General features: G+C 70.1%; 16 protein-coding genes. All 16 read right to left on the bottom strand.

The genetic code is table 11. The annotated features are described in order from the left end of the window. Positions 1 to 19: 19 nt before the first annotated feature. Complete coding sequence (locus ACIGYR_RS36005; RefSeq protein WP_399608246.1) at positions 20 to 3,478, bottom strand: hypothetical protein; 3,459 nt, start codon at positions 3,476 to 3,478, stop codon at positions 20 to 22. Then, a complete protein-coding gene (locus ACIGYR_RS36010; protein WP_399608249.1) occupies positions 3,478 to 3,930 on the bottom strand; it encodes a TadE/TadG family type IV pilus assembly protein in 453 nt (150 codons plus the stop codon). Before ACIGYR_RS36010 ends, ACIGYR_RS36005 begins: the two co-directional genes overlap by 1 nt. After that, positions 3,930 to 4,409 (bottom strand): TadE/TadG family type IV pilus assembly protein, encoded by a 480-nt coding sequence (locus tag ACIGYR_RS36015; RefSeq protein WP_399608252.1) that lies wholly within the window; start codon positions 4,407 to 4,409, stop codon positions 3,930 to 3,932. Before ACIGYR_RS36015 ends, ACIGYR_RS36010 begins: the two co-directional genes overlap by 1 nt. Beyond that, positions 4,388 to 4,813, bottom strand: coding sequence for a TadE/TadG family type IV pilus assembly protein (locus ACIGYR_RS36020; protein ID WP_399608255.1), 426 nt, complete (start codon positions 4,811 to 4,813; stop codon positions 4,388 to 4,390). Before ACIGYR_RS36020 ends, ACIGYR_RS36015 begins: the two co-directional genes overlap by 22 nt. Then, positions 4,813 to 5,133 carry a hypothetical protein gene (locus tag ACIGYR_RS36025; RefSeq protein ID WP_399608257.1) on the bottom strand — a complete coding sequence of 107 codons (321 nt, stop codon included), beginning with the start codon at positions 5,131 to 5,133 and terminating at the stop codon, positions 4,813 to 4,815. The genes ACIGYR_RS36020 and ACIGYR_RS36025 overlap by 1 nt, the downstream gene beginning before the upstream one ends. Positions 5,134 to 5,174: 41 nt before the next feature. Then, positions 5,175 to 6,059: a type II secretion system F family protein gene (locus ACIGYR_RS36030; RefSeq protein ID WP_399608259.1), complete on the bottom strand. Its 885-nt coding sequence runs from the start codon at positions 6,057 to 6,059 to the stop codon at positions 5,175 to 5,177. Beyond that, the gene (locus tag ACIGYR_RS36035) at positions 6,056 to 7,009 is read right to left on the bottom strand and encodes a type II secretion system F family protein (RefSeq protein ID WP_399608261.1); all 954 of its coding nucleotides are present in this window, start codon (positions 7,007 to 7,009) and stop codon (positions 6,056 to 6,058) included. Before ACIGYR_RS36035 ends, ACIGYR_RS36030 begins: the two co-directional genes overlap by 4 nt. Then, positions 7,006 to 8,382, bottom strand: a complete 1,377-nt coding sequence (locus tag ACIGYR_RS36040; RefSeq protein WP_399608307.1) for a CpaF family protein — start codon at positions 8,380 to 8,382, stop codon at positions 7,006 to 7,008. The genes ACIGYR_RS36035 and ACIGYR_RS36040 overlap by 4 nt, the downstream gene beginning before the upstream one ends. A gap of 100 nt (positions 8,383 to 8,482) precedes the next feature. Then, complete coding sequence (locus ACIGYR_RS36045) at positions 8,483 to 9,310, bottom strand: hypothetical protein (RefSeq protein ID WP_399608262.1); 828 nt, start codon at positions 9,308 to 9,310, stop codon at positions 8,483 to 8,485. Continuing rightward, positions 9,310 to 10,008 carry an SAF domain-containing protein gene (locus tag ACIGYR_RS36050; RefSeq protein ID WP_399608265.1) on the bottom strand — a complete coding sequence of 233 codons (699 nt, stop codon included), beginning with the start codon at positions 10,006 to 10,008 and terminating at the stop codon, positions 9,310 to 9,312. Before ACIGYR_RS36050 ends, ACIGYR_RS36045 begins: the two co-directional genes overlap by 1 nt. A 19-nt stretch (positions 10,009 to 10,027) precedes the next feature. Next, a complete protein-coding gene (locus ACIGYR_RS36055) occupies positions 10,028 to 10,909 on the bottom strand; it encodes an ATP/GTP-binding protein (RefSeq protein ID WP_399608267.1) in 882 nt (293 codons plus the stop codon). Next, on the bottom strand, positions 10,903 to 11,508 hold the full coding sequence (locus ACIGYR_RS36060; RefSeq protein ID WP_399608270.1) for a hypothetical protein: 606 nt from the start codon (positions 11,506 to 11,508) through the stop codon (positions 10,903 to 10,905). The genes ACIGYR_RS36055 and ACIGYR_RS36060 overlap by 7 nt, the downstream gene beginning before the upstream one ends. A gap of 395 nt (positions 11,509 to 11,903) precedes the next feature. Beyond that, the gene (locus ACIGYR_RS36065) at positions 11,904 to 12,818 is read right to left on the bottom strand and encodes a replication-relaxation family protein (RefSeq protein WP_399608272.1); all 915 of its coding nucleotides are present in this window, start codon (positions 12,816 to 12,818) and stop codon (positions 11,904 to 11,906) included. Further along, positions 12,815 to 15,439 (bottom strand): ATP/GTP-binding protein, encoded by a 2,625-nt coding sequence (locus ACIGYR_RS36070; RefSeq protein ID WP_399608275.1) that lies wholly within the window; start codon positions 15,437 to 15,439, stop codon positions 12,815 to 12,817. Before ACIGYR_RS36070 ends, ACIGYR_RS36065 begins: the two co-directional genes overlap by 4 nt. Next, positions 15,415 to 15,765 (bottom strand): hypothetical protein, encoded by a 351-nt coding sequence (locus ACIGYR_RS36075; RefSeq protein WP_399608278.1) that lies wholly within the window; start codon positions 15,763 to 15,765, stop codon positions 15,415 to 15,417. Before ACIGYR_RS36075 ends, ACIGYR_RS36070 begins: the two co-directional genes overlap by 25 nt. A 290-nt stretch (positions 15,766 to 16,055) precedes the next feature. Next, positions 16,056 to 17,123 (bottom strand): NlpC/P60 family protein, encoded by a 1,068-nt coding sequence (locus ACIGYR_RS36080; RefSeq protein WP_399608280.1) that lies wholly within the window; start codon positions 17,121 to 17,123, stop codon positions 16,056 to 16,058. Positions 17,124 to 17,144: the final 21 nt, after the last annotated feature.

Here is a 17,144-nt window from a genome sequence, read left to right on the forward strand (position 1 = left end):
GCATCTGCGGAACCACCGGCTAGAGGGCCTTGCGCACGGCCGTGCCCGAGCCGCCGAGGAGCTCGTTGATGAGCTGCGTAGTCTCCATCTCCAGCGAGCAGTCGAGCGCCCGGTTGATCTGCTGGACACGGGAGATGGCCATGTGCAGCCCTTGCCGGTTCCCGGCCGCATACTCGATCCTGAGCCAGTCCCGATAAAGGAGCTCAGCGGTGTCGTCTACGTCGAGACCGGTCGCGACGGCCTGGCGGGCCACGCTGAGGTCGTGGTGCGGGCCCGCAGGCGTGCGGTAGGTGGCCACAGTGTGTGCCACGTCGATGATGCGCGTGACCATTTCCTGCTGGTAGGGCTCAGCCCAGGGCAGGGCCTTGCCCCCGAACGGCCGGCCGCGCACCAAAGTGAGCGCCTTTTCCAGATCGGCCAGGCCGGAGAGACCCAACGGGAGAGCGCGTTCGACGAGCTGCAGGAAGCGGCTCCAGTCACAGCGCACTCCGGGGGCGAGCTGGTACGGGTCCTCACCAGAACTGCGGCGCGGCACGTAGGGGTTGCCAGCGGGGTCGTTGCCCAGTGAACGACGCAGACCCTGCAAGCGGGCGTTGAGGGTGCTCGAGGACCAGGGGCTGACGGGATCCATGTCGGAGCACAGCACGTCTGCACTCCGGCCGGGCCGGAAGAAGAGCAATGCTGCGAGCTGCGCCATCCGCGGACCGTGGCCGGTGCTGTCCACGCCGGTCACCTCAACCGGGCCCAACACCCTGATCTCCGGCGCGTGCAGGTCATGCGCCTCGCACTCCTCCGCCTCCGGCGCTTCGCGTTCCTCGAGCGAGGCCTCAGCGGCGTCGGCCTCCGGGGCCTCGTCGCCAACGGCGGTCTCTGCAGCGGCAGGGGGTACGGGATCCGGGGACGGGGGCAGTGCCTCGCCCGGGCTGGGATCGTCGCCTGCCGCAGTGGCGGGCGTGCTGGTGGGCAGGAGCCGCAGTCCGGACGGATCGGCGCTAGCGGCCAGCAGCGCCGGGAACACGCCGCTGCCCGCGTCGGATGCCGCCGCCAGCGACACGCTCGGGACGGCGGCGGGCGCGGCCGCCGCCGGCTCTTCCGCCGCGGTCTGCTCGGGCTGCTGCATGTGGTCGGGCTCGTCCGGGACGTCTTGCCAGGGCCCCTCGGCCGGATGGGACGCCTGCCCGGACACCTTCAGTGCCGTAGTGATCTGCAAGTAGGCGGAGTGTTCCAGGCGCTGCACCGTGATGTCGACGCCGGCGTAGTCGAGGTTCTGCGGTTCATGGAGGGAGGCGTTGAGGATTTCTGCCTCGGGGAAGTGCGCGGCCGCCGTACTCGCGGGGGCGATCAGAGTGACGGGGACAGTGCCCGCCTTGTCGATGACATCGGCGAACTGCCAGGCCGTGTCCGCGTCCAGAGACGACGCGCACAGCAGCAGATACGGCTGATGCTCGGTTTCGGGCATCTGGTGCGCCTCCAGCAGCCGTTCGCTCAGATCGCGCAGGGCGTGCGCGGCCTGCCGCATGTGGGCGATCCGCGCGGTGGGCAGCAGCTGCGGCAGGTCCTCGCCGAACCCCACGGTGACGACCTCGACTTCGCTGGCCCACGGGCTCATTCCGAGTTCCAGTGCGAGCGAGGTGCACACCTCGGTGATGTGGACGGGGTTGCCGTCCAGCAGCAGCGCGGGCAGTCCGGCGAGGTTGAGCAGCAGGAGATCGCCCGTCTCCGTGCTGCCGATCGTGACCAGCCCCGGATACGGTGCCGGTACCTCGCGGGCGTCGTCCTCGTTCAGGACGATGGCATCGGCGGGCAGGGCCCACCATCCGCCCTGCCCGGAGACGAAGGGCGCCGTAGGGGCCGCGGTGAGATCCTCGGGCAACACCTCCACCGTGCGGGTGCCGATCCGGGCAGCCCGCAGCGGCGGCAGGATCGCGTCCTCCTCCTGGGCCGCCTGGTGGGCCAGCGTCCGCAGCGCCACGTCCAGGCGGGCAGCACCGCCCGGCTCGGCGGCCGCCGCCAACTGGGCCTCGGCCGTGGATGTCTCCGACGCGATGGCGATCGTCTCGCCGGGCTTGCGGCGGCGGCGCTGCAGCGTACGGCGCAGGGCAAGAGCACCGGTGATGGCGGCCGCCAGCAGCGCGCCGGCACCGAGAACGGTGCGCAGGTTCAGCGGGCTGCTGTCCGGAGCCGTCGCCGGGGTCTCGGACGCCGTGGCGGCGGGGGAGGAGGCAGCAGCGGAGCCGGACGCTTCAGCCGACGCCGGCGGCGAGGCGGCAGAGGGCGACGCGCTGACGCTGGGCTGCGGGGTCGCAGAGGCCGGTGCCGACGGAGGTGCCTGATCCTGGCCGGGCTGCTCGGCAGGGCGGCTGGCCGGTGCGCTGGGGGCCGACGACTGGGGTGCGGGCGTGGTGGTCTGGCTCGGCGCGGGCGTCTGGTCGGTGCCCGCGCCCGGCTTCTGGCTGGTCGGGGGAGTGGTCTCCTGGCTGCCCGCCTCATCACCCTGATCGCGGCCCTGGGACGACTGGGAGGGCTGGGCGCCGGGCACGGTGACCTGCTGCCCCGCATAGATGACGTTCGGGTCGGTGATCTCGGGCAGGCCGTGCGGCTGTTCCTGGCCCCGGCTGGCCTTGAAAAGCTCGGGCCATTCGTTGCCGTCGCCGAGTTCCTGCTCCGCGATCTTCGACAGGTAGTCGCCCGAGTGGACCGTGACGACGTGCTCGCTCTTCTCGGCGGCAGCCGGCGCGGCCTCACCCAACTGCGTACGGAGGCCTACCACTCCAGTTGACGTGTCGGGCATCTGAAGCTGCCAGCCGGGCTGCAGAAAGCTGTTCGCACGGAAGATCGTGCCGTCGACCATGGTGTGGCCCTCGTTCAGGGCAGCGATCTCCCGCCACCTCTCACCATCGCCCAACTCCCGTTCAGCGATGCCCCACAGGCTCTCCGCCGGCCGTGTCTCGCGCACCGTGTACGACGTGCTGGACGCCGCGGTGCTCGCCGAGGACCTGGAGGCATGCTCGGTCTCGGCGGCCTGCCGGGCCTGGGGCTGGCCCGGGACGGGGGCCGCCGTGGTGGCCGGGGCGGCCTGGGCATCGGAAGCCAGAGCCGAACTCGTCGGCAGCAGCACCAGGATGCTGCCGATCAGGAGAGCCGCGGCGCGCTGGGAGGCACCCATCCCTCGCGGGGCGTGCCAGGTCCGGCCCCGCACCTGCGCGATCAGCTCGCGCACGGCGCAGAAAGCGAACTGGGCCCACCCGATCCACCCCACCGCGACGAGCAGCAGCAGGAACGCCGCACCCGTGTCCTGCCGGTCCAGCAGGTGCGTGAGGTCGTCGTGGGCGGAAGCCCAGATGACCGGTGTGGCCCAGGCCAGCAGCAGCGGCAGCCCGGCGACAGCGGCGGCCAGGATCACCAGACTCAGAACTGCTTTGAGGAGCCGGCCCAGGGTGCGCCAGGCCGCTGCGGCGGGGGAGGGGGTGGTGCTCATCAGTTTCCTTCGGGAGCGGTGACGCCATGCAGGAGGGTGGCCTTGCCATGGCCGGTCACCGACAGAGAGCCGATTCCAACCACCGACAAAAACTTCGTGTCGTACGTGCTGGTGACGACGACGGTGAGGGTCTTGCCGTCGCCGGACACGCTGACCGTGCCGGTGGCGCCAGCGGAGCGCAGGTACGCCTGGGCTGCGGCCTGTGCGTCCTGCGGATTCACGGTGATCGCGGTCCCATTGATGGCCTCTGCGGGGTCGATGGCCTGCCCGCCTGCCCGGGCGGCTTCGCCGGCGACGTAGTCGGCGCGTTCCGTGGCCCGCATCTTGCTGCCGCCGTCGACGGCGACGCCGATGATCCCTATCAGCGCGATGACGCACACGGCGACGAACACGGTGACGCCTCCTTGGTCATCCCGTAGCGTTCGGCGCAGGCCCCTCTGGCGGAAGATCATCAGTCCCCCCGCTGACGGTACTGATCCACTACCGAGGTGGCGGTCGACGTGAGCGTCTTGGCTCCTGGCACGCCCGGCAGCAGCAGATCCGAGAGGTTGACCGTGCAGGTCACGGTCGCGGTGACCGTCCCTACCTGCCCCACCGGCACGCTGAGGCCGCCCGTGTTGATGTTGACGCTGGTGGACGAGCACTTGATGCCCTGGTCGTTCAGGGACTGCGCGGCCGCCGCCTGCGCGGCGCTCTGCGCGGACCCCGCGGTGCGGTGAATGGAGGCCTCCCGTGCCGCGTCCTCGGCTGCCGCGTCGATCTTCGCGCCGGAGGTGACGATGCGTCCGCCGGCGATGGCCATACAGATGAACATGATCAGTGCAGGGAGGACGATGGCAGCCTCAATCGCCGCGCTGCCCTCGTCGCTGCGGAGCCTGCGAGCCCACCGGGCCGTCTTTCGCACGTGGTTCACCCTCCCGGGACGGTCCATCTCTCCACCGGGCCGGACGCGGACTGGGTGACCTGAAGGCCCGAGATGCCCGGGATCATCGACATGGCGGTGCCGGACACCTGAACCTGCACCCGCTGCCCGTTGCTGCTGGCCGAGACGCTGTAGCCGCTCAGGCTGTCACCCGCAGTGCGGCCCAGCACCTCTCGTGCCTGGGCCGCACCCTCGGCCGGGCTCGACTGGTAGGCGCGGGCCGCGGTGAGGCCCTCGCGGGCAGCGGTCAGGGCGATCTGCCGCGCGTAGTACCACATCGAGGCCTGGATCACGGCAACCGTGGCGAGCAGCACGAACGGGAAGATGATCGCCATCTGGATAGCCGTGTCACCGCGGTCGTCACGCCATCTTCGCCCGTGCCACCACTCCTTCAGCCGCTCGGGACGAGACATCACAGTCCAGAGAGCTTGCCGTTGTACTTGCCGATCACGATGGCGATGGTCCCGGCGATCAGCACGGCGCCGGTGACGGCGGCCACCCAGATGATGACGGTGGTGGTGCTGATGTCGCCGCGGTCCGGTCGGCTCCTGGCCTCCTCCAGAGCTTCCTGCCAACGCGTGCTCAGCCGGATCGCTGCACGGTTGGCGCGCCCGATGACGCGGGAACCCCGGCCGCCGCGGGCGGGTCGGCGGGAAGCTGTGTCCGGGCCGGCGTGCGGGCGGGTGGTCAGCCGGATCACAGCACGGCGCGTGCGGGCTGCGGTGTACCTCATGTTCTTTACCTCTCTGAAGCGTTGTACGAGTCGTGGTGGTCTCAGACGGTCAGCATGCGGATCACCGCGGGGAAGGCCATCAGGAGCATGACCAGGACGGCGAGCAGGGCTCCGGGCGCGGTCATCTTCTCGCTGGCCGTGTTCGCTTCCGCGGCCTGATCGGCCAGCAACTCGGCATTGAGCGCCGCGGTACGGGCCCGGAGGGCCTTGTAGACGGCGGCGCCGTCGGTAGCTGAGCCGCGCATGATGTCGGCGACGTCGTCCAGGACCGGCAGGTCGTATTCGTGGGCGAGTTCCGTGAGCGCTTGATACGGCGGGATCTTCTCCAGCCGGGCCCGGCGCAGCGCGCCTTGGAGATAGAGGAAGGGCCAGCCCTCGCCGACCTCGGCGGCCTTTTCGAGGGCCTCGGCGGGGCCGGCGTCGGCGGCCCGCTTGAGGGCGACCAGGTCGAGGTAGGCGGACAGGGCGTGTGCGAACTCCTCCCGTGCCCGCTTGGCCTGGTCGCGCACGGCGAGATCGGGCGTGATGAACAGCAGGCCGGCGATGATGAGTCCGACGACGGCGGGCACGTAGAACGGCAGGCCCACGCCCGCGATGATCCACGGAATCGTCGCGATCACCGGGCAGAGCAGCCCCAGCGCGGCGAACGCGGTCTTCTTGAGCATGAACTGGCCCGGCCCCTGCCCGAGCAGGGCCAGGTTCGTAGTGGGGACCCGGACGCCGGGGAGCCGCTCGAGGCGGGCCAGCAGCCACCGGCCCCACACCTCCTCGCGGTCCAGCTCCGGCTCGGGCATCGTCAAGGACGCCGGGGCACTGCGCTGCAGGGCTGGCCCCAAGGCGGGCTGGGGCTGTAGGAGTTCCCGGATCAGCAAGGCGACGCCAGCGCCGACGGTGCCGCCGGTTACGACAACGGGGAGCAGGTTCACGAGGCGGCTCCTTCCGGTTCCCGTGCGGTGATCGGCGGGTCCGGCTCCGGGGCGGGCGCGGGCAGCCGGACGGTGCTGGCTGGATCGGTGACCAGGAAGCGCGGGACGCGCCGGAAATTGCCCAGCTGCCGCATCAGGGCGAGGACGCCGATGAACCCGGCCGTCAGGAAGGCCAGCACGAGCTGTCCCAGCAGCGTGGAGTACGGCTTGGTGTAGGAGGGCACGAAGAACCCGGCCACCACGACGCCCACGGTGATGATGGTCATCCATCGCACGGTGGTGCGGGGCTTGGCGCGGTCCGCCTCGATGGCGCGCTTCTTGGCGACCTCTTCGCGGACAGTGCTCGAGAGGTCCTCCAGTGCCTGAGCCAGGCCGGGGCCGCGGTCGTTGACCGACAGGATGAGCGCGGCGACCACCTTGTCCGCGGTGACATCGTCCAGTTCCTCAGCGAATGCGCGGAGCGCTCCGTCCGGCCGCCACCCCAGGCGCAGCCGGTCGGACAGGTTGATGATCTGGGGTGCGAGTTCGTCCGGGGCTCCCTGGCGGCTGGTGATCATCGCCTGTTCCAGGCCCATGCCCAGCCGCAGCAGACCGGCCAGCCGCTGCGTCCACTCGCTGAGCGCCTCCAGCTGACCGATGCGGTCCTGCGCCATCTGCGCCGGGCTGATCAGCCAGGGCACGCCGATGACGGCCGCGCCGAGTAGCGCACCGCCGACGAAGTTGCCCGAGATCAGCCACACGGCGACGAAGACCACGACGGTCGCGACCATGAGGGTGCGCCGCCGCAGCCGGGCGTCCTCACTCTGGTTCTTCCTACCGCGCCAGGCCGCCTGCCAGCGCTTGAGCAGCGGGGCCCGGCGCGGCGCAGTCGTGCCCACGACACCCGCCATGACACCGATCAGCCCGCCGACCACAGCCATGCCGGACAGCAGCGCCCACAGAAGGATCACCGGCCGGCCCCCACCTTGAGCGGCAGCGGCGCCGACCAGGCCCCATACGACTCCTGCAGCAGGCCCGAGTCGAAGCCGACGCGGCGCAGGTCATCGATGCAGCCCGGGTCCATCCTCGGAACGGCCCGCAGCTCCCCCCACTCGCGGCCGGGGGAGAAGACCTCGTTGGTGGCGGGCCGTCCGTTCTCGCCGATCCCGGTCAGTTCCAGGACGTGGGAGACGTAGCGATGGCGGCGGCCGCCGATCTGCGTCTCGTCCGTCATGTCGACGTACACGACGAAATCCAGACCGTTGGCCGTCTGCCGGTAGGCCAGCTGCTCAGAGAGGTTCTCCTGGGCGAGCGCGTACAGCTCGGCGATCCGGTCGAAGATGATGTCCGGGCGCCGGGCGTGGATGGTGCACAGGTTGCCGCCTGACCCGTTCGTCAACGCCTGCATCATGGCGACGACTTCGGGGCCGCGGACCTCGCCGACCACGATCCGCTCCAGCGACATCCGCAAAGCGGGATGCATCAGGTCCAGCAGCGTGACCTCACCGGCACCGCGGCCGGTGACGTCCTTCTCCCCGTTGGACTCGCGGCCCACCAGGGACACGACCTGCTTGTGGTAGCCGTTTTGGTGGGCGAACAGTTCGTCCTCGGTCTGGATGGTCGCGAACCGGCACTCCGGGTCGAACTCCTTGAGCATCGCCCGCATCAAGGTCGTTTTCCCAGCCTTCTGCTTCCCCGCGATCATGATGTTCTTCTCGGCGCGCACGGCGGCCCCGAGGAACTCGCGCAGGATCGGGTCGATGGTGCCCAGCCGCACCAGATCGTCGAGATTCGCGTGGGAGACCCGGTGCCGCCGGATGACCGCATAGGTCATCGGCCCGAGCCCCGTGATGGCCTGGAGGCGGGAGCCGTCCTGCAGAGACAGCGCGAGGGTGGGGTTCGCGGTCGAGATCGTGCGCTCACTGTGCCCAGAGCCCCGGGCCAACTCACGTAACAGCTCCAGCAGTTCCTCTTCCGAGTCCGCGATCGGCCCGACCCGGCGGCGTTCGCCGTCGCCGTAGTCGAGCCACACCTCGTGCGGGCCCTGGATGATGATGTCCTCGACCCGGTCATCGTCCAGGTACGGCTGCAGCCGGCCAGCTCGGAAGAGGAGGTCATACACGGCGCGGCGAAGCGCCTCATCCTCTTGCGGCGTCATCGCCTGGGCGTCCGACCACAGCGCGACCGCCTCGGCGATCCAGTTCAGGCAGCGCTGCTCTTCACTGGCCCGGTCCATGTCGGGCTTCGTCTTGATCAGTTCCTCGCGCTGCTTGGCGACCTGGGACGCGATGTCCCGGGCCACCCGGTAGTCGACGGTGATCTGCGGAACCGCCGTACCGAGCAGCTGCGAACTGGAGGCAGCACCGGCAACTGCCGGTACTCCGTTGGTCTGCTGCCCCCACTCCTGGGGGACCGGTGCCACCGAGGGGTCGTGGTGCAACGGCCTAGCGCGCACGGGTCACCTCCCCGCCTGGAGCACGGGCACCGCGTGGATCGAGCCGGGCCCGGCGCATGGCAGCCCGCTGCACCAGCAGCGTGCTGCCCGTGCGGGCGGCCTTCATCAGCGGCGACTTGGGGAAGTGGCGCGGCTGTTCGGCACCGTCGGACAGCACGCGTGCGTCCTTCGGCGCATACGGCAGCGTGGCAATCACCGGCACCTGCAGCACACGCTGTACCTCGCCCGCGGGATACGGACCCTCGTTGATCATCAGCACGCTGACGTCGCCGACGCGCTCCTCCAGTGCGCGCACCCGGCCCTCTGCTGCTTGCAGGCAGCGCAGGGTGTTGCGGACGACCACGAACGTGGCGTCGGCCTGCTCGGCCAGCACCCCGGAGGGCCCGTACGCCCCGCGCCGGCCCAGGTCGATGAGGACGTCGTGGCCGCTCTCGGCCTCGATGCCGCGGAACATCTGCGCGAGGACCTTCCAGACCTGGCCCAGGCTCGCCGACTGCGAGGGGTCTGTGATGCCGGGCAGCAGCAGCCGGTCGCGCGGTGACTCCTGCTTGCCGTCCTCACTGCTCAGGTCGATCAGCTGCCGCCAGAAGGCTTCGCTGAACTCCCCCTTGCGGGCGGCGACCGAGAGGTTGCGCAGCCCGTACCGGTCGCCGAGCGTGCCTTGCAGCAGGCCGTGCAGCACGGCTCCGCCGTCCGGGTCGCACTCGGCCAGGATCATCCGCCGGCCCGCCTCCAGCGGCCACGACAGCAGCAGTGCCAGGGCGCTCGTGGTCACGCCGGGCGCGCCGCTGCACCCGGCGAGCGCGATGACAGCCATCAGTTACCGTCCGGGGCAGCGAGGACCAGGCGCAGGGTGCCGGCCGCCTCCCACGCGGCGGCCGTGGGGCCGTCGGTGGCTGAGGTGGCCACGTCGACGACCACGATCCCGGTACCGGGGGCGGCGCCGGAGGCCTTCACGACCCGGCCGCCGATGGTCTGCGGCGCGGCGTCGGACGTCTTGCCGGTGTCCGTCGTTCCCTGAGCCGGGACGTGCACCAGCTCCACCTTCTGGCCCGGCACCAGCGCGGTCGCCGGGATCTGCTTGGGCTCCAGGCCGATCGGCACCAGCTGCTCGCCAGCCTTCACCAGGTTGTCCTTCGTCACCTGCGAAGGGGAGAGCATGGAGCCGGGCTTGAGCTCCACGGCGGCCCGCTTACCCACCACCGACTTCAGGTTGTCGGCGCGTACCGCCTTGACGGCCGGGTCCAGGGCGACGGATGCCTTGCCCAGGTCGTCCTCGGTGAGGACCTGGCCGACCTGGATGTCGCGGACCACGGTCACCACGTCCGTGCGGTTGCCGACCTGCAGCAGCAGGACGGCAACTCCGGCGCCACCGGCTGCGATCAGCGCCAGCGACAGGGCGATGACGCCTGGTCGTCGCCTGCGAGCCGACACCCGGGGCGGGGCCACGGGCCCGGCCACTCGTCCCTGCTGCGGGACACCGTTCGGGGCTGTGTCTACTTGGGTCTTGCTCACCGTTCTGTCCTTCCGGCGGCTACCTGACGACCTGGACTTCGCCGACCGCCACCTGCACGTTGGTCTGCCGGACCTCGGTGAGCTGGCCGGCTCGTCCGCCGCCCTGCCAGTTGATCGTCCACGTTGAGGTCGCGGTCACCGGGAACTTGCTGTTCTGGGCACCGGCCGAGGTCTTGGCGTACATGTGTCCGCAGGTCGGGGACTGGGCCATGCCCTCGGACGACGTGTAGGGCGTACCGGGGCCGTTGCAGGTCACGGAGGCGCCGTCGCCCATCGCCCACACGATCTTCGACACCTTCGCTGTGGCGGTGACGGTGATCCCGCCCGCCGACGCCGAAGCGGTGTTGGGCCCGAAGGTCGTGGCGCTTTGGTTGACCCACATCCACATTGGAACGCCCACGGTGTACTTCCCGTCCGCGCGCGGACTGGCGATGTCCGGGCCCAGCAGCGTCATCGAGTCGACCGCTCGCTGCGCCAGAACTGCCGGGTCGACAGTCTGTTGCGCTGGCGGCTCGGCCAACCAGACCATCCGAGTGATGGTGTCGCCGTCGACGCCCTCCCAGCCACATGTCTGTTCGTACACGGCCCCGTCGCCGGGTTCGTGGCCTTCCCAGTCCAAGCTGCCAGCGGGTGGTTGCGGATCTGCGAGCTTGTAGACGCAGACCGTCTTATCGGTGGGGTCCCGACCGTCGGACGAACCGCTTCCACCTGTTCCGTCCGTGCTGCTGCCGCCGGCTTGGCCGCCTCCCTGGCCGGGGACGTCTACCTCGACCTCGCAGTCGTACAGGCCGCACTCGATTCCGCCGTCGCCCTTGGGGTCATCCTCTGCGTAGCTGGTGACAGGGACAGAGAGCGTGACCAGGACGGTTACCGCGGTGACGACAATACGGCGCGTCAGCATGACTTCCCCTGGGGCTCATCGCGGGTGACGCGCCACCCTTCCGGGTACTTCTCGACGATGCTGAGAATCCGGTACTTCGTCAGTCGGTTCGCCGGTTGGGACACCGGCTTCTTGGTCTCGGCATTGACCCTCCGCCACTTGGAGATGTCCAGGCAGCTGGAGACGGTCGCGTTAGGGATCTTGCCCGAGACGTCCACCTTGGTGACCGTCTGGTCGGTGAGGGCGACGCTGCCGATGTAGATGCGGCCGCGGTCGTGAGCACGCTTGGCGTCTGCTTCGGCGTTCTTCAAGACGGCGGATGCGGCGTACTGATCAAGGTGCGCGCTCTTGCCGGTACGGTCGGCGTAGAGCTTCTCCATCTCCTGCCAGTACGCCCCGTATGCAGCGACCGCTTCCTTCTTCGCCGTCTCCTTCGGGTCGGCGGGAGCAGACGACGTCGGAGACTGTGCGACGCTCGGGGACTCGTCTGCCGCCTCATGCTTCCCGTTGGATGAGCTGCACGCGGTCAGGGCGAGCGCAGCGCACAGCGTTATGGAGGCGGCGACGGTCTTTCGGAAGGGAACAGGGGAGTGATGGATCTGATGTGCGCGACGTTTCACGATGCCTCCCCGTACGGCGCGGTGTGACTTGACCGCTGCCCTGAGCCGCCAACGGACGGCAGTCCAGCTCCGCGGCTTGGTCCAGCTGCGGTGATCCGTTTGCGTAGCGGCAAGGTTACGCATATGCCAGTCAACTTCCCAGCTTGATATCTGAGTTCACTCTTACAACTCGGGACGTATCCGGTCACTTTCGCAACTGGATGTCGATTTGTAGTTCTGTGTCTTAGCCTGTTTCAACCGCAATTGGACCGGGTCGGACTGTCCGGGACTGCGCCTGGACGCCCGTCGCTCGTGGAAGAAATGTACCGACCCGTCGGTTCCTCTACTGGCCAGCTTCCGTGTCGCTGGACGCAACGGACCGCTCTCCGAGGAACCCTGGACAACCCGATGCGGTCTCACAGGTTGGTCCATGACCGGGATTCGCCGCCGGCAAGCGGTACCCACACATCAGATGTGGCGCCGTGCCTTTCGAGGTCGTCCAAGACTGCCGCGCCCATCGGCACCTGGCGGGCTAGCGTGCCCACGAGGGGGTGCTCGGCCACCATGGCCTGCAGGTCGTTGATCCGGTTGCCCAGGACGTACTGGGAGGCCCCGGTCAGCACGAACAACACCCGGGGAAACACGGGATACCAACGCAGCCACACCGCCCCGGGAGCGGCGGGCTGCCGTGAGCGTGGCCGACCGACGGGCTGCGGCTCGTACGACCACAACCGCGCGTACTCGATCAGCTTGGAGGCGAGCCGCTCGCTGCCCATGGTCGCCCGGTCGACCTCGACGAACGCCCGTAGCTTGGTGCGCTCCTCGCCCTCGATGAGGGTGTAGTGCATGACCGCGTCCGTAATGATCCGCTCGCCGTCGCTGAGCGGGTGTGAGACCTCCGGTGTCCAGTCCAGGTGACCGTGCTCGTCGCCGCGGCGACGGGCATCGGCGACGAACGCGAGGTGGCTGCGGAGCACGGTCAAGGTGTGCGGCGTCTTCAGCGAAGCCGCCGTGGCCGAGTTGATCGGATAGGCGGGGCGTCCCCGCAGTGAGGGGAAGTCTTTCGTCAGCCGGGCGCCCTCGCTGGTCAGGTACCAAGCGCGGGACCGGTTGGACTGCGGCAGCACGGTGTAGTCCACCAGGCCGTCGCGGCGCAGCTTGTTGAGCGGCGCGGAGACGGTCTGCCGTGCGGTGCCGGGCCGCAGCAGTTCGTGGAGCTGATTCGTGGTTGCCATCCGGTGCTGACCGAGCACGGCCAGGAGCTGATGCGGCAGCGGCTCGATGGGGCTTGGCGTACGGCCGGACGGCGTGGTCTCGAAAGCGGTGGTCACTTGTACTTCCTTTTCTTCTGCAGATGGACGGCCGGCTGGGCGGCGGAGGACTGGGCGAGGAAGGCGCTTACGCGGGTGAGCTGGTTTTCGGCCCGGTCGGTGAGGTGGTCCAGCGGGGCGGCGCCTGCCGTGGCCCGGGCGGCGCGCTCCAGTGCCCCGGCCTGGCCCGGGCGGGCGTAGTCGGCGAAGACGTTGTCCAGGTGAGGGCCGGTGATCCGGACGGGACCGACACGGCGGCCCTCGACGGTCAGCGACATGTAGTGCTCGAAGCGGTCCAGAGCGGCGACCACGTCCGGAGTTGGGCGGTCACCCCACTCAGCGGTGATCGGGGCGATGGCGGACTGCGAGCCCGCGGTCGAGGCCAGGGTGGAGGCGTTCTGCACCAGCGACAGTCGCACCGGGATGGGAAGGCGGGCCAGCAGCTGGGTCATGCCGTGGACGTGCACCTTGTACTTGCGGAAGTCCTCGAACATCGCGGCGATCGTTTCCGGGGCTGCGCCGGTGAGGGTGATCAGCTCGTCGAAGTACGGACGGAACGGCACCCGTTGGGCTTCGGGGGTGTCGCGGCGCGAGCGCACGGCGCGCAGCAGGTCCCGGGCGAGCAGCGCGGTGATCAGCCGGTCGGTGGGCCCGTGCCCGCCCGGGCACACCCACACGATCATCCGCGAGTCCATCGCGCCCCGGATGTTGTAGATACCGGCCGGCTGCCCGAGGAAGGCGCGGGTGACGGGGTTCGCGGCCAGGCGGGCGATCGGATTGAGGACGACGGCGAACGCGTCGGTGGACAGCGTGGGGAACACGGTCCGCCACCAGGAGCGGGTCTCCTCGTCCAGGCGCCCCTCGACCGCGGTGAGCGCCGTCGTACGGAAGACCGGGTCGGTCAGCAGGGACCGCACGTGAAAGATCGTGGCCTGGTCCTCCGGCCGCCCGGCCTGGCAGGCGGCCTCGTTGACGGCCACCAGCACCGCCAGGGCGGCGGTGAAGATGGTCAGCGCGCGGGGAGCGGTGGCGTCGTCCCAGCCGAGCACGGACGCGTAGGCGTCGGCGGTCGCCTCGACGACCTCGTGCGCGACCTGGCCCTGGTGCATACCGATCGGGTTCCAGCAACTGAGCTGTGGAGCAGGCCCGCTGGCGTTGAGGTCGACCAGTGCGATCCGCGGCATCAGGTGGTCGTGGGCGAGGAACGGCAGGGCACGCGGCCACGAGTCGCGGTGCGGGTCGACGAACATCAGCCCGCCGCCGGCATGCGCCCAGCCGATCGCCTGTGCGAGGGCGCGCTCCGTCTTGCCGCCGCCCGCCTTGCCCACCCCGACCTCGAACAGCGTCTCCTTGGCGTAGGTGGCGATCAGGCGCCGACGGCCGTCCGGGCCCCGGTAGATCCCCTGCAGCAACAGCTCGGGATCACCATGCTCGAACGTCGGCAGGTCGCCAGCGAGCAGAGGCAGACGGCAGTGCATCGTGGGCGGCTTGAGCAGGCCGGTCAGCTCTTCCAGCCGGACCCAGTTCGGACGGGGTGGCTGACAATGCCCCAAAGTCCAGCGGCGTTCGAAGCCGCGTCGGCTGGGCCAGCGGTCCGCCCCGAACCGCCAGGGGCCTACCCTCCAACCACGCATCGCCCAGCGCGAGCCGCCGCCGAACACATCCAGGGCGGCCTGGAGTTGAGCGAGCCGGGCTTCGGCGCGGCCCTCGGTGTTCGACGCGCACATCACCAGCAGCTGCACCCGCACCAGGTGGTCGTCCTCGGCGAGCTTGCCCAGCGCCTCCTCCGGGTCCACCCGGCGCGGGACGGGCGGCATGACCAGTCGGCGCCCGCCTCCGCCCTGCTTGCCGGCTACCAGTTGCTGCAGCTGCCAGGTGAGCGAGTCCTCGATGCCGGTGACGTCCTGCCGCACCCACCGGGCGGCCCGCTGGGCCTCGCGCCGCTCCGCGCGACGCGCGTCGCTCATCAGCTGCAGACGGCGCGCCCGCAGTGCCCACTTGGGGGCGCGTTGGATGTCGAGCCGGATCTCGGCGAGGTCCCCCAGCTCGGCACGGAGGTCCGAGACGGCGTCGATCAGCGGCTGCAACGGGTCCGGGTTCAGCGGAACCTCACGCAGGGGTGCGGTCGGCTTGCCGCGCAGGATGAACTCCGCCCGCACCACGTGGTCACGGGGCTTGTCGACGAGGGGACGCGCCCGGTTCACGGTGACGGCCGGACCGAACGGCGTGATCGACAGCAGGCGTTCGCCGCCGGCCGGCCCTTCGATGCGGTAGCGCAGCGGACTGGAGCCGTCGGCGCGCAGCCTGATCTGCACCGACTTCGACCGGCGCGGCGCCCACCACGGCATGCTCGTAGACGCCCGGGCGAGTTGCACACCCCGGCGGAAGATCTCCTCCAGACCAGGGTCAAAGTGCCGCGACGGTACGAGCTCCAGCGCCATCCGTTCGGCCGATGCCTTCCGCGCCAGATGGCGCACCGCCGCCTCGCCCGCGGCCCAGACCGCCACGGCGGCCAAGGCCACCACCCACCAGTAGGTGATCACCCAGCCGGCGGTGTGAACGATGCCCAAGACGAGGCCGAGCACCTGACCGGTTGCCGATGCGGAGGCCTGGCCAGTCAGGTACGGGGCTGCGGAGTCCACGTGGACGCCCCCTTCAGTGTGTTGGTGCGGGTGAAGTGCCAGTCGGTGATGCGGCCGTCGGTGAAGGTGCCGCCGCGGTCGGTGCCGGCCCACACCAGGTGCACCACCGCCTTGTCCGGGCTGCCGTCGCGGCGGGCGATCGCGGCCTGGATCCGGAAACGGGCGGTGGCGAACGCCGGCGCGAGGCCCTGCCGGGAGGCGGGGAAAACCGCAGGCCAATGCGCGCGGCCGATCCCGGTGGCGTCGGCGCGCAGGAGGCCGCGTCCCGCTGCCAGCAGTGCGCGTGCGTCGCCGGAGGGAAGATCTGGGGGCCACGCGGCCTCCAACGCCTCTTGGATGGCCGCATCGCCGGCCGTGCCTTCGCCGTGGGGCGGCAGTGCGGACTGACCGGCCGCCGGTTTCGACGCGGCGGGCGTAGAGGCAGGAGTGCCGACGGCCGGCGCGTTAGTGGTCGGTGTAGGGGCCGCAGGTGACGGATCCGTGGTTGCGTGAGCGGGCAGAGATGCCACTGGGACCGGTGGCTGCTGACCGTGCGGTATGCCGAGGAGGGCGACGCCGACGACGGCGAGCAGGGCGGTGCTCAGCACCAGCAGACGCGGTGAGCGGGGGATCGTGGTCACAGCATCCGCGCTCCCCCCGCATAGCCCGACATCGCGTTGACCGAGTCCAGCCGGACGACCGTGCCCGGGCGGGCGGCGTTGATCATTTGACCGCTGCCGGCATAGATCCCTACGTGATAGATCGTGGAATCGCGGCCGGGGGCGTAGGCATAGAAGACGAGGTCGCCCACTTTGAGGGCGCTCGTGCCGAGGCTGGCGGGGATGCGCTGGCCGACGCCGGCTTGGGCGGTCGCGGTGCGCGGCAGGCTGATGCCGGTCTTGGCGTACGCGTAGGTGGTCAGCCCCGAGCAGTCGAAGCCCTTGATGTTCGTGCCGCTCTTGCCGCTGGGTGAGCAGCAGATTCCGTACGACGGGCCCTGGGCGTTGCCGCCGCCCCACGAGTAGGGCACACCACGCTGGGAGAGCGCCGCGTCGATAACGGTACGGATCTTCCCCGAGACGTTCTTCAGGTCCGGGTCCTTGGCGGCGGCGGTGTACTGGTCGATCCAGCCCAGCACGTTGGCGACGTACTCGTCCGAGTGGTTGTACTGCAGGATCGCGGCCTTGAGCTGGGCATGCTTGGTCAGGTCGCGGCCGCCTCCGCACAGGTAGATCGCGGCGCCGAGCGCGGCGTCGTCGGCGTTGTGCGGGTCGGCGACCTTGTCGCCGTTGCCGTCTTCGCCGATCGACTCCCACGTGGAGGGCAGGAACTGGAACGGACCGACCGCACGCTCCCCCTGAGAGGTTCCGTCCCACTTGCCGCGGTCGGTGTCCGGGACGACGGTGGTGTTGCCGCCCTGGCCGGAGCCGTTGAGGAGCACCCCGTAGATCTTCGGGCGGATGTCGCCGTTGGCGGCGATGTTCCGGCCCACCGCGTGGTTGGACTCGGCCTTCGCGATCCCGGCGAGGATCGGCCAGCGCATGCCCTGGCACTTCGGCACATACTTCCCGACCTGCTGTACGGCCTTCTTGTAGGCGGCCAGCATGCGCGGCGGGATGTCCGCGGCACTGCCGCCCTCGGCGATCCCGCCGTCGTCCTGCTGGCCCGTCTTCAGCGCGACATACGCGCTGATCGCGTTCCCCACTGGTGCGGCACAGCACACGGC

It is taken from the genome of Streptomyces sp. NPDC053076 (genome assembly GCF_044546845.1).
Lineage (GTDB): Bacteria > Actinomycetota > Actinomycetes > Streptomycetales > Streptomycetaceae > Streptomyces.